Consider the following 15,148-nt stretch of genomic DNA (forward strand, 5'->3'; position numbering starts at 1 on the left):
TCGTGGGCCCTGCAGAACCGGGCAAGAGGAGACAGATTGATGGCTACGCCTTCCGCTAAACCGATGACCAAGACCCAGCTGGTCGCCACGCTGGCCGAGGAAATGGGTTCGGACAAGAAATCGGCCACGGCCGCTCTGGACGCGATCGCCGCTGTCGTTGCCCGTGAAGTCGCCGCCGGCGGCTCGGTCACGATTCCGGGCATCGGCAAGATCGCCTGCCGCGCCCGTCCCGAACGTCAGGTCCGCAACCCGCAGACCCAGGAAATGATGACCAAGCCCGCCGACAAGCAGGTCAAGGTGACGGTCGCCAAGTCGCTGAAGGACAGCGTCAACAGCTGATCGCCCCGATCACTACGGATAACGGGCCGCGCCATCTGGCGCGGCCTTTTCTTTTGCCCTTTCTGCATTCCCGCCGCTCTGCTAGCCCTTCTGCATCATCTGCAAGGGAGCCTTCGCATGGACATTCGCGCAATCGGCATGGGGGTGTTCTTCGCGGTGATGTGGGCCTCGGCCTTCACCTCGACCCGGATGATCGTGACCGAGGTGCCGCCGCTGTTCGCGCTGGCTCTGCGCTTTCTGCTGTCGGGTGTGGCCGGCGTGGTCATCGCGCTGCTGATGGGCGAGACCTGGCGGACCCTGACGCGCGCGCAATGGCGGGCGGTGGTCATCCTGGGGCTGTGCCAGAACGCGCTGTACCTGGGCCTCAACTGGGTGGCGATGCAGTGGATCGAGGCGGGGCTGGCCTCGATCATCGCGGCCACCATGCCGCTGATCGTGGCGACCCTCGGATGGGGCCTGATGGGCGAGCGGCTGCGGCCGCTGGGCGTCGCGGGGCTGGCCCTGGGGCTGACCGGTGTCGCCATCATCATGGGCGCGCGGCTGCAAGGGGGCGGCAGCGACCCGGTGGGCATCCTCATGTGCTTTGCGGCCGCCCTGGCGCTGGCGGTCGCCACCCTGACGGTGCGCGGCGCGAGTTCGGGGGGCAACGTGATGATGATCGTCGGATTGCAGATGCTGGTCGGGTCTGCCACCCTGTGGATCATCGCGCCCCTGGTCGAGGATTGGCAGGTCACCCTGCATTCCCGGCTGGTCTGGGCCTTTCTTTACACCGTGATCGTGCCGGGGCTGGTGGCCACCTGGGTCTGGTTCAGGCTGGTCGGCCGGATCGGCGCCGTCCGGGCCGCGACCTTCCATTTCCTGACGCCCTTCTTCGGGGTGGCCACCGGCGCGGCCCTGCTGGGGGAAGAACTGGCCATGGGCGACGTGATCGGCGTCGGCATCATCATGGCGGGCATCCTGGCCGTGCAACTGTCCAAGGCGCCCGTCCCCGTGGTCCGCACGGCGCCCTAGGACATCCGTTCGGCGCAGCGATCCACCCAGGCCTTCACCGCGGGCGTCACCGGCATCCCGTCGGCGAAGAAGATGAAGGGCGAGGCGCAGAGCAGGTCGGCCGCCGAAAACTCCTGTCCCAGCAGGAAGGGGCCGTCGGCCAGGGCCTCCTCGATCCGCGCCATCATCGTGCCATAGTCGCGAAACGTCGCCTGCAGGGCCGGGTGGTCGATCTTGAGGTAGTGGAGCAGGGCCACAGGCTCGATCACGCCCTGGTAGTAGAACAGCCATGACAGATAGGCACCGCGCCGGGGATGGCCCACCGGGCGCCCAAGCCCGCTTTCGGGAAAGCGGTCGGTCAGCCAAGCGATTATCGCGCCCCGTTCGCGGACATGATCGCCGCCGTCGACCAAATAGGGGACCTTGCCCTCGGGGTGGGGGTTCCTGGGGTCCGGCCCGCCGCTGCCATCCTGGCGGGAGATCGTCACCTCGGCGATTTCCACGTGGTCGCGGATGCCCATCAGGTCGATCAGCGTGACGATGCTGTTCGAGCGGCTTTCGGGGGCGTGGTAAAGCGTCAGCATGGACTTGCCTCGTTGGTTTTCCTGGCGGCAGGATAAGGCAAGGTAGCTGACAGAAGGTGACAGCATGGCCCGGACCGACCGCCTGATGCGCCTGATGGACGCGCTGCGCCGCCTGCCCGCGCCCGTCACCGCCGCCCGCCTGGCGGTTGAAACCGGCGTGTCGCCGCGCCAGCTTTACCGCGACATCGCCACGCTGCGCGCAGGCGGGGCGCTGATCGACGGCGAGGCGGGCCTCGGCTATACCCTGACCGAGGATCCGGCCCTTCCCCCGCAAAGCTTTTCCCGGCTCGAGATCGAGGCCCTGCGCCTGGCCGTCGAATCCCTGGCGGGCATCGGCGACGAGGCCCTGGTCCGCGCGGGCCGCGACGCCTTGGCGCGGATCGTGGCGACGCTGCCGGAACGCCAGGCACGGCAGGCCCTGCACGCGATCATGCGCTGTTTCATCCAGACCCCGGCCCGCGCCGCGCCGACCGTCGATCTGGCACTGATCCGAACTGCCTGCTGGGACGAACGGGCCTTGCTGATCGACTATGTGGACCTGAACGGCGCCGGCACGCGGCGGGTGATCTGGCCCCTGGGCCTGTCCTATTCCGACCAGTCGCTGATGCTGCTGGCGCATTGCCGGCTGCGGATGGATTTTCGCGTCTTTCACGTCAACCGCATCACCACGGCAAGCTTGACCGGCGACAGCTTCCGCCCGCGCCGTGTCGGTCTGGTCCGCGACTATGCCCAGGGCCGCCGGGAACGGGGCACCGCCGCGCCGCGTTGATTTTCATGGAATGTTCACCATCTTGGTTTCCATGCGCGCCGATCAGATCCTGCACCCGACGCCGGCCGGTCTCTACTGTCCTCCCGGTGATTTCTACATCGACCCCGTCCGCCCGGTGCCCCGCGCGCTGATCACCCACGGCCACGGCGACCACGCCCGGTCCGGTCACGGCGCGGTCATGGCGACGCGCCAGACGCTGGAAATCATGGCGATCCGCTATGGCGAGGACTTCGCGGGCCAGCGTCAGGCCGCCGACGGGCCGGTCCGCGTGGGCGACACCACCGTCAGCTTCCATCCGGCGGGGCATATCCTGGGATCGGCGCAGATCGCCGTGCAGCCCGACCGTGGCCCGAAGATCGTCGTCTCGGGCGACTACTGCCGCCACCCGAACCCCGTCAGCGCGGCCTACGAACCCGTCCCCTGCGACATCTTCGTGACCGAGGCGACCTTCGGCCTACCTGTCTTCAAGCACCCTGACCCGGCAGGCGAGATGACTCGCCTTCTGGCCAGCATGGCCGAGTTTCCCGAACGCCCCCACCTGATCGGCGCCTATGCCCTGGGCAAGGCGCAGCGGCTGATCATGCTGGCCCGCGAAGCGGGCATCGACGGTCCCATCGCCATCCATGGCGCGTTGCAGCGACTGTGCGATTACCACGTGGAACAGGGGATCGATCTTGGCCCGCTTGTGCCCGCCACCGCCAAGCAGGTGGACGCGCAACTGGTGATCGCGCCACCGTCGGCCTTCGCCTCGGCCTGGGTGCAGCGGTTCCGCGATCCGGTGATCGGCTTCGCCTCGGGCTGGATGGCGGTGCGCGCGCGGGCGCGGCAGCGGGGCGTGGAACTGCCGCTGGTCATCAGCGACCACGTGGACTGGCCGCAGGTTACGCGGACCATCACGGAACTCGCCCCGTCCGAGGTCTGGATCACCCACGGGACCGAGGACGGCCTGATGCGCTGGTGCGAGTTGCAGGGCATCCCCGCCCGCCCCTTGCGGCTGGTCGGCTACGAGGACGAGCCGGAATGAGGGCCTTCGCCAACCTGCTGGAACGCTTGGCCTTCACCCCCGCGCGCAACGCCAAGCTGCGCCTTCTGCGGCACTACCTGGAGCAGACGCCCGACCCCGACCGCGGCTATGCCCTGGCCGCGCTGACGGGCGACCTGAAGCTGCGCACCGTCACGCCCAGCCTGCTACGCGGGCTGATGGTCGAACGCGTGGATGAACAGCTTTTCGCGCTGTCCTACGACTTCGTGGGCGACCTGGCCGAGACCATCGCCCTGCTGTGGGACAGCGACCGGGACGAGGACGTGCCGCTACACCAGGCGGTCGCGCTGCTGCGCGACACCGGCAAGTCCGGCCTACCCATGGCGATTGCCGGGATGCTGGACCGGCTTGGCCCATCGCAGCGGCTGGCCTTCCTGAAGCTGGCGACCGGCAACATGCGCATCGGCCTGTCTGCCAGAATGGCCCGCATCGCGCTGGCCGAGATGGGCACCCCCGACGTGGCCCAGATCGAGGAGATCTGGCACGGGCTGACGCCCCCTTATCAGCCGCTGTTCGACTGGATCGCGGGGGGGCCGCGCCCCGAACAGGCCGCCCGCGCGCCGTTCCGCCCGGTGATGCTGTCCACCCCGGTCGATCTGGACCAGCTTGGGGCTTTTCAGCCCGCCGACTACATCGCCGAATGGAAATGGGACGGCATCCGCGTGCAGGCGATCAACGACGACGGCGTGCGGCGCCTGTATTCCCGGACCGGAGAGGACATCGGGGGCAGCTTCCCCGACGTGATCGAGGCGCTGAACTTCGACGGCGCCGTGGACGGCGAGCTGCTGGTTCGGCGGGGCGAGGACGTGGCGGTCTTCGGCGACCTGCAGAAACGGCTTGGCCGCAAGCAGGTGGGCAAGGGGATGCTGGACAGCCACCCGGCCAGCCTGCGTGTCTATGACCTGATGATCTGGCAGGGGCGCGACCTGCGCGACCTGCCGCTGACCGACCGTCGTGCCGTGCTGGAAGGCGCGGATTTCGGCAGCGACCGCATCGATGTCTCGCCTCTGCTGGACTTCGCCACCTGGGACGACTTGGCCGCCTTGCGCGCCGATCCCCCGGCCGCGGTGATCGAGGGCGTGATGATCAAGCGCCGCGACAGCGCTTATGTCGGCGGGCGCCCGCGCGGGCCATGGTTCAAGTGGAAGCGCGATCCCCATGTGGTCGATGCCGTGCTGCTTTACGCGCAGCGCGGGCACGGCAAGCGGTCGGGCTTCTACAGCGACTTTACCTTCGGGCTGTGGGACGCGGACCAACTTGTCCCGGTCGGCAAGGCCTATTTCGGCTTCACCGACGAGGAGTTGCGCGAACTGGACCGCTTCGTAAGGAACAACACGGTCGAACGCTTCGGTCCCGTCCGGTCGGTCGCGCCCAAGCTGGTGCTGGAGGTGGCCTTCGAGGGGCTGAACGCCTCGGGCCGCCACAAGGCGGGCGTCGCCATGCGCTTTCCCCGGATCAGCCGCATCCGCTGGGACAAGCCCATCGCCGAGGCCGACCACCTGTCCACCCTCAAGGCCATGATCCCGTGACCCTGCCGCCCGAGTTTTCCGACTGGTTTGCCCGCAAGGGCTGGCAGCCGCACCCGCATCAGTTGGACCTGCTGGAAGCTCAGGGCGACACCCTGCTGATCGCGCCGACTGGCGGCGGTAAGACGCTGGCGGGGTTCCTGCCCTCGCTGGTGGCGCTGCGCGACGGGCACAAGGGGCTGCACACGCTGTATGTCTCGCCGCTCAAGGCGCTGACGGCGGACATCGCCCGCAACCTCGCCCGGCCGGTGGCGGAACTGGACTTGCCCATCCGGGTCGAGGATCGAACGGGCGACACGCGGACCTCTCAGCGCGCGCGGCAACGGGTTGATCCGCCGCAGATCCTGCTGACCACGCCCGAATCGCTGGCGCTGATGCTGTCCTATGAACAGGCGCCGCAGATCTTCGGCAGCTTGCGGCGGGTGGTCCTGGACGAACTCCACGCGCTTGCGGAAAACAAGCGCGGCGACCAGTTGATGCTGGGCCTGGCGCGGCTGCGCACGCTGGCCCCCGGCCTGACCGCCACCGGCCTGTCCGCCACCGTGGAGGACCCGCAGGCCTTGGCCGACTTCATGGGCGGCGCGGCGATCATCCATGCCGATCCCGGTCCCGATCCCGACATCGCCATGCTGGCGACCGCCCGTCCCGCGCCCTGGTCCGGCGGCGGAGGCCATTACGCCATCCCCGAGGTCCTGGCCGAGATCAAGCAGGCCCGCACCACCATCATCTTCATCAACACCCGCGCCCAGGCCGAACTGTTCTTCCAGGCACTGTGGGCGGCCAACGACGACAACCTGCCCATCGGTCTGCACCACGGCAGCCTGGCCCGCGACGCCCGCCAAAGGGTCGAGGCCGCGATGGCGGCGGGCGAATTGCGCGCCGTGGTGGCGACCGGCAGCCTGGATCTGGGCATCGACTGGGGCTCGGTAGACCTGGTGATCCAGATCGGCGCACCCAAGAACGTCAAGCGGCTGGTCCAGCGGATCGGGCGGGCGAACCACCGCTACAACGCCCCGTCCCGGGCCCGGATCGTGCCCGCCAACCGCTTCGAGGTGATCGAATGCGTGGCCGCGTTGGAGGCCGTCTACGAACACGACCTGGACGGAGAACCGCGCGGCCCCGGTCCGCTGGACGTGCTGTGCCAGCATATCCTGCTGACCGCCTGCGCCGGTCCCTTCGACGCAGGCGCCCTGTTCGCCGAGGTGCGGACCGCCGGACCCTATCGCAGCCTGTCCCGCGCGCAGTTCGACGATTGCCTGGAGTTCGCGGCGACCGGCGGCTATGCGCTCCGCGCCTATGACCGCTGGCAGCGCTTGATGGAGCGCGACGGGCTGTGGCGCCTGCGCGACCCCCGCGCGGTGCGCGAGCTGCGCATGAACGTCGGCACCATCGTCGAGGCCGAGATGCTGAAGGTCCGCTTTCGCGGCCGCGGCGGCAACCTGCTGGGCGAGGTCGAGGAGGGTTTCGCCGCCACCCTGATCAAGGGCGACACCTTCCTGATCGGCGGACAGACCGTGCGTTACGAGGGCCTGCGCGAACTGGTGGTCGAGGTGACGAAGCAGCCGACCCGCCAGCCGCGCATCGCCGTCTATTCCGGGCTGAAGCTGGCCACGTCCACGCAACTGTCGCATCGGGTGCAGGCGCTGATCGGCGATCCGTCGCGCCATTCCGTACTGCCGCCGGATACCGCCGACTGGCTGGCCTTGCAGGCCCGAGTCAGCACCCTGCCGCAGCCCGGCGTGCTGCTGAGCGAAAGTTTCCCCCATCGCGGGCAGTGGCATTTCGCGCTTTATGGCTTTGCCGGGCGCCATGCGTTGCAGACGCTGGGCCTGCTGATGACCAAGACGATGGAGGACGCGGGTCTTGGCCCCCTAGGGTTCCTGGCGACCGACTATGCCCTGTGGATCTGGTCGCTGGACCCCGTGACCGATCCCGAGCCGCTGCTGGACCGCGACGCCCTGCGCGCGGGTCTGGGCGACTGGCTGGCGGGCAACGCGGTGATGAAGTGGACCTTCAAGAATGTCGCGGTCATATCCGGGCTGATCCAGCGCAACATGCCGGGGGGGCGGAAGTCGGGCAAGCAGGCCACCTTTTCCACCGACATCCTTTACGATACCTTGCGCCGCTACGACCCTGACCACCTGCTGCTGCGGATCACCGCGACCGAGGCACGGCGGGGTCTTGTCGATTTCGACCGGATCGAGGACATGCTGGACCAACACCCCCGCCACGACCACCGGATGCTGGACCGCGTGACGCCGCTGGCCGCGCCCCTGCTGCTGGAATACGGCCGCGTGCCCATCACCGGTCAGGGCCGCGAACGCCTGGCCGAGGCCGAGGCGGCCACGCTGATGGCCGAGGCGGGCCTGACGTGAGCCATCCCTTCGCCTTCGCAGGCCACGCGCTTCAGGCGCGGCCGTCCGGCGCCCTGTATTGGCCCGAACGCCGCTGGCTGGTGGTGGCCGACCTGCACCTGGGCAAGTCCGAGCGCCTGGCCCGGCGCGGCGGGTCGCTGTTGCCGCCCTACGAGGTGCTGGCGACGCTGGACCGGCTGGAGGCCGAAATCGTTGCGACCGATCCCGCCGCAGTCATCAGCCTGGGCGACGGCTTCGACGACGACGCGGCAGCCCTGGCGCTGTCCGACATGCTTTGCGACCGGCTGCGCGGCATGGCTTGGGGGCGGCGCTGGATCTGGGTCAGCGGCAACCACGACCCGTCCCCCGTCTGCCTGCGCCTGCCGGGCGAGACTGTGGATGAACTGGCGGATGGGCTGGTCCTGCGCCATCAGGCTGGGCAGGGGCCGGATGTCTCCGGGCATTTCCACCCCTGCGTGCGGTTGGCGGGGGACAGGCGGCGCTGCTTTCTGGTCGGGCGCGACCACCTGATCCTGCCGGCCTTCGGCGCCTATACCGGCGGGCTGGCCATCGACAGCCAGGCCCTGGCGGCCCTGGTGCCGCAGGGCTTGGCGATTGCCTGCGGCACCCGCGCCCTGCCCATGCCCGTGGGCACCGTCAGGCAGGCCGGAAGGTCCGGCCGTCACGCATGAAAAAGGCCGGGTCGCCATGCGCCCGGCCCTCGATCTGGTGACAGGAGCCCTCAGAAGCTGAAGTTCACGCCCAGCTTGATGTTGTGATGTTCGGGCGTCGCGCCGCTGACCAGGCGATCGGTGTCGTCGCCGAAATCGACATCGGTGTCGCCGAAGTTGCGATATTGCCATTCGGCAAAGACCGAAAGATTGTCGCGAATCCTGCGTTCGACGCCCAGGCCCAGCGAGTAGCCCGTTTCCTCGAAGCTTGCGGTCTCGGAACCGGCCGCCGTGCCGAGGTCATAGTCGAAGTCACCGTAGACGGCACCCGCGGTGCCGTAGACCAGCGTCTGCGGGTTCACGGCATAGCCCGTCTTGAACTGCAGGCCGACCATGTAGTTGACCGACGATTCAAGCTCGGTTTCCACGCCGTCCAGCAGGAAGCTGTCAGACCCGTCTATGCTGCCGCCCTCGACCCACAGTTCCGGGCCGAAGACCCAGTTGTCGCGCTGCCAGCGATAGCCCGCGTGCAGCCCTGCGTTCACACCCTTGAGATCGGCCTGGCCCAGCCCGGTGTTCCGCTCGACCCGGGTGTCGCCCACATAGCGGTCCAGCCCGATCTCGTCATCGCCCCCGAAGGCATAGCCGATGGAGCCGCCGACATAGCCGCCAGCCCAGTCGCCGACCGGCGCGACCTCTACGGTCGGGGTGACGACCGGCGCGGCCACGGGGGCGACATAGCCGCCCGCCAAGGCGCCGGACGCGCCCGAGAGAATGCCAAGGGCGAACATCGCCAGGAACGAGGTATGACGCATCGGAGCCTCCTTCGTATTTGAAATACAATCGCAGCGCGAATCGCCGTATGGATCAAGCCATAAAGGCTTGACGTCGCACCGGCAATCACGGATCGGCCGTCAGGTCGATCCGGCGCGGCATATCCGCCACAGAAATCGCTCAGATATCAAGATTCTCGACGCTGAGGGCGTTCTGCTGGATGAATTCGCGGCGGGGTTCCACCACGTCGCCCATCAGCTTGGTGAACAGATCCTCGGCCTCGGCCACGTCCTCGATGCGGACCTGAAGCATGGTGCGCGCGCCGGGGTCGAGCGTGGTTTCCCACAACTGGTCGGGATTCATCTCGCCCAGACCCTTGTAGCGTTGCAGCGACAGGCCCTTCTCGCCCTCCAGGAAGATCGCCTGCAGCAATCCCAGCGGTCCGAAGATCGGCTGGTCGCGGTCCTTGCGCACCAGCCGCGCGCCCTGGCCATAAACGTCCTGCAAGGCCTGCGTCATCTCGCCCAGGCGGCGGCTTTCGGCGCTGCGCAGCATCTGCCCGTCCAGCGTCCGGTTCTCCTCGACCCCGCGCAGGGTGCGGCTCAGGCGGATGCCGGCGTCCTGGGTCGGACGGCCCGACCAGCCACGCTCGTATTCCTCGGCGATCATGTCCAGGCGCGTGGCGACCGCCGTGGCCGCGCCTTGGGCATCCGCGTCGATCCGGTCCGGCAGCAGGGCGCCCGCAATCGCCGCCTGTTCGGTGATATGGGGCGGGTAATGCGTCGGATAGGCGCGCAGCAGGCGGCGGGCGACACGCGCCTCTCCGACAACGCGGGCGAGATCGGCGCCGACGATCTCCTCGCCCGAGGCGAGGCGTAGCGCGGCGCCTTCCACCCCCTGCTGGATCAGGTAGTCTTCCAGCGCGGCCTCGTCCTTGAGATAGACCTCGGATCGGCCGCGCGACACCTTATAAAGCGGCGGCTGCGCGATATACAGGTGGCCGGCATCGATCAGTTCCGGCATCTGGCGGAAGAAGAAGGTCAGCAGCAGCGTGCGGATATGGGCGCCGTCCACGTCGGCATCGGTCATGATGACGATCTTGTGGTAGCGCAGCTTGCCCAGGTTGAACTCGTCGCGCCCGATGCCGGTGCCAAGCGCGGTGATCAGCGTGCCGATCATGTCGGACGACAGCATCCGGTCGAAGCGCGCCCGTTCCACGTTCAGGATCTTGCCGCGCAGGGGCAGCACCGCCTGGTTCTGGCGCGACCGGCCCTGCTTGGCCGACCCGCCCGCGCTGTCACCCTCGACGATGAACAGTTCTGACAGAGCCGGGTCCTTTTCCTGGCAGTCGGCCAGCTTGCCGGGCAGGGATGCCACGTCCATCGCGGTCTTGCGCCGCGTCAACTCGCGGGCCTTGCGCGCGGCTTCGCGCGCCAGTGCGGCCTCGATGATCTTGCCGACGATAGCCTTGGCTTCGGTGGGGTTTTCCTCGAACCATTCGGCCAGCTTCTCGCCGACCAGGTTTTCCACCGCCGGGCGCACCTCGGACGACACCAGCTTGTCCTTGGTCTGGCTGGAGAATTTCGGGTCGGGCACCTTGACCGACAGCACGCAGGTCAGGCCTTCGCGCGCGTCGTCGCCGGTGAAATCGACCTTTTCACGTTTCGCGATGCCGCTGTCCTGCGCGTATTTCCCGATCACGCGCGTCAGCGCGCCCCGGAAGCCCGCCATATGCGTGCCGCCGTCGCGCTGCGGGATGTTGTTGGTGAAGGGCAGCACCGTTTCGTGGTAGCTGTCGTTCCACCACATCGCGACCTCGACCCCGATGCCGTTGCGCTCTCCGGTCATGAAGATCGGCTCGGGCATCACGGCGGACTTCGAGCGGTCGAGGAACTTCACGAATTCCCGTACGCCGCCTTCGTAGAACAGTTCGGTCTTCTGGACCTCGGCATGACGCTCGTCCTCCAGGATGATGCGGACGCCGCTGTTCAGGAAGGCCAGTTCCCGCAGCCGGTTTTCCAGCGTCTTGTAGACGTAGTCCAGGTTGCTGAACGTCCCGTCCGGCCGGTTGGTCTTGGCGGATGCCAGGAACCGCACCTCGGTCCCCTTTTCGCCGGGCTCCGCATCGCCCACGACGCGCAGGTGTTCGGCCGTGTCGCCGTGCTCGAACCGGGCGTAATGCTCCTTGCCGTTGCGCCAGACGCGCAGTTCCAGCCACTCCGACAGGGCGTTCACCACCGACACGCCGACGCCGTGCAAGCCGCCCGACACCTTGTAGCTGTTCTGGTCGAACTTGCCCCCCGCGTGCAACTGGGTCATGATGACCTCGGCCGCGGAAACGCCCTCTGTCGGATGCATGTCCACGGGGATGCCGCGGCCGTTGTCGCGCACCGAGACGCTGTTGTCGGCGTGGATCTTGACTTTCACATAGTCCGCATGACCGGCCAGGGCCTCGTCGATGCCGTTGTCCACGACCTCGTAGACCATGTGGTGCAGGCCGGACCCGTCGTCGGTATCGCCGATATACATGCCGGGCCGTTTCCTCACGGCTTCCAATCCCTTGAGAACTTTGATGGAATCGGCGCCGTATTCGGCGGTCTGCGCGGCTGCTTCGGTCATGGCTGATGCTGTCCTGTTCCTGTGGGGCCGATATAAGCATTCCGGCAGCCAAAGTCACGGGAAAGACGGGATTTTTTGCAGATTTCGGCAGGGCTTAGCCGCCTTGTTCGACCGCCTGCGACAGCCCGTCCGCCTTTGTCACGGAAAGGCGCCGTGCACGGGGTCCGAAGGCCTCGAAAAGCTCGGGGCCCGTGCCGGTCAGCAGGCTTTGCGCGGGCAGGGCGCTGATCGCGTCGTACAAGGCCGCGCGCCGGTCGGCGTCCAGATGCGCCGCCACCTCGTCCAGCAGCAGGACGACCGGCTGGTCGGACAGGGCGCGGGCGTTGGCCAGGATCAGCGACAGCAGCAGCGCCTTCTGCTCGCCGGTGGAGGACAGCGCGGCGGGCATCTCCTGCGGTCCCCAATGGGCGCCCAGATCGGCGCGGTGCGGACCGGTCAGCGTGCGGCCCGCACCCAGGTCGCGCGGGCGCATGGCGGCCAGTCGGTCGGCGATGCTGCCGGGGTCGGGATCGTCGGCCTGCCCTTCGCCCGGCAGAAGCGTCAGGGTGGCGGCGGGAAAGTCGCCGCCGTCCTGCGCTGCCGTGATGGCGGCCAGGGCGTCCAGCCGGTTCCGTGTCAGGGCCGCGCCCGCCTCGGCCATCTGCGCTTCCAGCGCGCGATACCAGGCAGGGTCGCCGATCTGGTCCTTCAGCAGGCGGTTCCGTTCCCGCATCGCCTTGTCATAGGTCAGCGCCAGATCGGCATGGTCGGGGAACAGGGACAGCGTCACCCGGTCCAGGAACCGCCGCCGTGCCTCGGGCGGGTCGGACCAGAGGCGATCCATGGCGGGCACCAGCCACAGGATGCGCAGCAGCCGCCCCAGCGCGGTCTGCGCCACCGGCTTGTCGTCGATCAGGACCGTGCGCGGCTGGAACGGCAGGGCCACCGTGTCCACCGCGTGATCGCCAAGCGCGGCGCGGATGCGCCAGCCCGCGTCCTTGCCCTGCCGCGCCTGATCCGGCGCGGGCGCCGCGCGCAGACCGCGCCCCGGCGCCAGCATGGACACGGCTTCCAGGATGTTGGTCTTGCCCGATCCGTTCGGGCCGAAGATCGCCAGGGGCCGCCGGTCCAGATCCAGATCCAGCCGGGACCAGGACCGGAACTGCGCCAGCGACAGATGCGTAAGCGTCACACCCGCATCGGCATGACGACGTAAACCGCCGTCTGGTCGGACCCTTCGCGGATCAGCGCCGCGTCGCCCGAGCCGTTGAACATGAAGACGGCATTGTCCCGGTCCACCTGCGAGGCGATCTCCTGCAGGTACTTGGCGTTGAAGCCGATCTCCAGCGGGTCGTCGGCATAGGCCACGATCAGTTCTTCTTCCGCCGCGCCCGCATCGGGGGCGTTGACAGACAGGACCAGCCGGTCGGCTTCCAGGGCCAGCTTGACGGCGCGGGACCGTTCGCTGCTGACGGTCGCCACCCGGTCCACCGCGCGGGCGAAGTCGGTGGCGTCCACTTCCAGCTTGCGGGCGTTGTTCACCGGGATCACGCGCGAATAATCCGGGAAGGTGCCGTCGATCACCTTCGAAGTCAGCGTCAGCGTGGGCGTGGCGAAGCGGACCTTGGTTTCGCTGACCGACACGGCGATCTCGGTGTCGTCGTCGTCCAGAAGCTTGCGCAGCTCGGCCACCGTCTTGCGCGGCACGATCACGCCCGGCATCTCGTCGGCGCCGACCGGCAGGGGCGCGTCGATGCGCGCCAAGCGGTGCCCGTCCGTCGCCACGCAGCGCAGCATCGGCTGGCCATCGACCTGCGCCACGTGCATGTAGACGCCGTTCAGGTAATAGCGCGTTTCCTCGGTGGAAATCGCGAACTTGGCCTTGTCGAACAGGCGGCGCAGCATGTCGGCCTTGGCCTTGAAGTTGGCGCTGTATTCGGACGAGGCCATGACCGGGAAATCCTCGCGCGGCAGGGTCGCCAGGCTGAAGGACGACCGCCCCGCCTGAACCGACAGCCGCCCCGCCGCGTCGTCGCTGCTGATCTGGACCAGCGCGCCGTCGGGCAGCTTGCGCGCGATCTCGTTCAGCATCACGGCGCTGACGGTGGTGGCGCCGGGGCGTTCGACCTGGGCGGGGGCCTGGTCCACCACCTCGGTATCCAGGTCGGTGGCGCGGAAGCTGACGCCTTCGGGCGTCGCCTCGATCAGCACGTTTGCCAGGATCGGGATGGTGTTGCGGCGTTCCACGACCGATTGGGCCTGAGACACGGCTTTCACCAGAACGGCGCGCTCGATCGAGAATTTCATCGCTTTTCCCTATGCCTGCGGCCGTCCCGGCCCGTATGCGGACCTGATTTGTAACGGCCCGCGCAGGCGCTCACAAGGGTTTCGTGCGTCAGGCTTCCAGCAAGCGCTTCAGCATGGCCACGTCCTCGGCCAGGGCGTGATCCTCGACCACCAGTTCCTCGATCTTGCGGATGCCGTGCATGATCGTGGTGTGGTCGCGCCCGCCGAAGCGGCGGCCGATCTCGGGCAGGGACCGGCTGGTCAGCTGCTTGGACAGGTACATGGCGATCTGCCGGGGACGCGCGACGTTGCGGGCGCGCTTGGGACCGATCAGGTCGGCCAGGCGGATGTTGTAATGTTCCGCCACGCGGCGCTGGATGTCGTCGATGGAGATCTTGCGGTCGTTCGTGCGCAGGATGTCGGCCAGGCATTCCTGGGCCACCTCCAGCGTGATCTCGCGGCGCAGCAGGCTCGCATGGGCGAACAGGCGCTGCAGCGCGCCTTCCAGCACGCGGACGTTGGTGGTGATGCGGTGGGCCAGGAACTCCAGCACGCCGGCGCCGATCTGCAGGTCGGGCTGCTGGGCGCGGAAGCCCTCGGTCTTGGATTGCAGGATGCCCAGGCGCAGCTCGTAGGTCGTGGGGTGAAGGTCCACGATCAGCCCGCAGGACAGGCGCGACTTGATGCGCTCCTCAAGGCCCTTGATCTCGGCCGGGGCGCGGTCGGCGGAAATGACGATCTGCTTGCCCTGGTCGACCAGGGCGTTGAAGGTGTGGAAGAATTCCTCCTGGGTGCTGTCCTTGCCGGCAATGAACTGGACGTCGTCGACCATCAGCATGTTCACGTTGCGGAACATGCCCTTGAAATCCATGATCGTGCTTTCGCGCAGGGCCTGCACGAAGCGGTACATGAACTGTTCGGCAGAAAGATACAGCACCTGCGCCAGGGGATGGCGCCGCTGGTATTCATGCGCGATGGCGTGCATCAGGTGGGTCTTGCCCAGGCCCACGCCGCCATACAGGAACAGGGGGTTGAAGCCCACCGGCCCGCCTTCGGCCACGCGGCGCGCGGCGGCATGGGCCAGTTCGTTGGGCTTGCCCACGACGAAGTTGCCGAAGGTATAGCGCGGATCGAGCGAGGCGCCCAGGTCGGTGCGGGCCATGCGGGCCGACGCGGGCGCCGCGGCCGAGGCGACGGGGCGCACAGGCCGGGCAG

At 68.1% G+C, this 15,148-nt stretch carries 13 protein-coding genes; 7 read left to right on the forward strand and 6 right to left on the reverse strand.

Annotation, left to right across the window (positions count from 1 at the left end; translation table 11 throughout):
* Positions 1-39: 39 nt before the first annotated feature.
* Positions 40-339, forward strand: coding sequence for an HU family DNA-binding protein (locus tag J0F76_RS13190; protein WP_207102658.1), 300 nt, complete (start codon positions 40-42; stop codon positions 337-339).
* A 117-nt stretch (positions 340-456) separates the two neighbouring features.
* Positions 457-1,350, forward strand: a complete 894-nt coding sequence (locus J0F76_RS13195) for a DMT family transporter (RefSeq protein ID WP_207470123.1) — start codon at positions 457-459, stop codon at positions 1,348-1,350.
* On the opposite strand, the gene J0F76_RS13200 is transcribed toward J0F76_RS13195, so the two are convergent.
* Positions 1,347-1,913 (reverse strand): glutathione S-transferase family protein, encoded by a 567-nt coding sequence (locus tag J0F76_RS13200; RefSeq protein ID WP_207470124.1) that lies wholly within the window; start codon positions 1,911-1,913, stop codon positions 1,347-1,349. The genes J0F76_RS13195 and J0F76_RS13200 overlap by 4 nt on opposite strands.
* Positions 1,914-1,977: 64 nt before the next feature.
* Between J0F76_RS13200 and J0F76_RS13205 the strand changes: the two genes are divergently transcribed.
* From J0F76_RS13205 to pdeM, 5 genes are read left to right on the forward strand one after another with little or no spacing between them, the layout of a single operon-like run.
* Positions 1,978-2,682, forward strand: a complete 705-nt coding sequence (locus tag J0F76_RS13205) for a helix-turn-helix transcriptional regulator (RefSeq protein ID WP_207470125.1) — start codon at positions 1,978-1,980, stop codon at positions 2,680-2,682.
* 31 nt (positions 2,683-2,713) lie between these two features.
* A complete protein-coding gene (locus J0F76_RS13210; protein WP_207470126.1) occupies positions 2,714-3,706 on the forward strand; it encodes a ligase-associated DNA damage response exonuclease in 993 nt (330 codons plus the stop codon).
* Positions 3,703-5,253, forward strand: coding sequence for a cisplatin damage response ATP-dependent DNA ligase (locus tag J0F76_RS13215; RefSeq protein ID WP_207470127.1), 1,551 nt, complete (start codon positions 3,703-3,705; stop codon positions 5,251-5,253). Before J0F76_RS13210 ends, J0F76_RS13215 begins: the two co-directional genes overlap by 4 nt.
* Positions 5,250-7,625, forward strand: coding sequence for a ligase-associated DNA damage response DEXH box helicase (locus J0F76_RS13220; RefSeq protein ID WP_207470130.1), 2,376 nt, complete (start codon positions 5,250-5,252; stop codon positions 7,623-7,625). Before J0F76_RS13215 ends, J0F76_RS13220 begins: the two co-directional genes overlap by 4 nt.
* Complete coding sequence (gene pdeM / locus J0F76_RS13225) at positions 7,622-8,296, forward strand: ligase-associated DNA damage response endonuclease PdeM (RefSeq protein WP_207470135.1); 675 nt, start codon at positions 7,622-7,624, stop codon at positions 8,294-8,296. The genes J0F76_RS13220 and pdeM overlap by 4 nt, the downstream gene beginning before the upstream one ends.
* A 50-nt stretch (positions 8,297-8,346) precedes the next feature.
* On the opposite strand, the gene J0F76_RS13230 is transcribed toward pdeM, so the two are convergent.
* The 5 genes from J0F76_RS13230 to dnaA all read right to left on the reverse strand — a co-directional run.
* Positions 8,347-9,090, reverse strand: a complete 744-nt coding sequence (locus tag J0F76_RS13230; protein WP_207470137.1) for an outer membrane protein — start codon at positions 9,088-9,090, stop codon at positions 8,347-8,349.
* Positions 9,091-9,229: 139 nt separating this feature from the next.
* Positions 9,230-11,668, reverse strand: a complete 2,439-nt coding sequence (gene gyrB / locus J0F76_RS13235; RefSeq protein WP_207470138.1) for a DNA topoisomerase (ATP-hydrolyzing) subunit B — start codon at positions 11,666-11,668, stop codon at positions 9,230-9,232.
* A 94-nt stretch (positions 11,669-11,762) separates the two neighbouring features.
* The gene (gene recF, locus J0F76_RS13240; protein ID WP_207470139.1) at positions 11,763-12,839 is read right to left on the reverse strand and encodes a DNA replication/repair protein RecF; all 1,077 of its coding nucleotides are present in this window, start codon (positions 12,837-12,839) and stop codon (positions 11,763-11,765) included.
* The gene (dnaN, locus tag J0F76_RS13245) at positions 12,836-13,954 is read right to left on the reverse strand and encodes a DNA polymerase III subunit beta (protein ID WP_207470140.1); all 1,119 of its coding nucleotides are present in this window, start codon (positions 13,952-13,954) and stop codon (positions 12,836-12,838) included. Before dnaN ends, recF begins: the two co-directional genes overlap by 4 nt.
* An 88-nt stretch (positions 13,955-14,042) precedes the next feature.
* Positions 14,043-15,148, reverse strand: a 1,106-nt coding sequence (gene dnaA, locus J0F76_RS13250; RefSeq protein WP_207470141.1) for a chromosomal replication initiator protein DnaA, incomplete at its 5' end; no start/stop codon positions are given.

It is taken from the genome of Paracoccus fontiphilus, from assembly GCF_017356265.1.
In the GTDB taxonomy this organism is placed as follows: Bacteria; Pseudomonadota; Alphaproteobacteria; order Rhodobacterales; family Rhodobacteraceae; genus Paracoccus; species Paracoccus fontiphilus.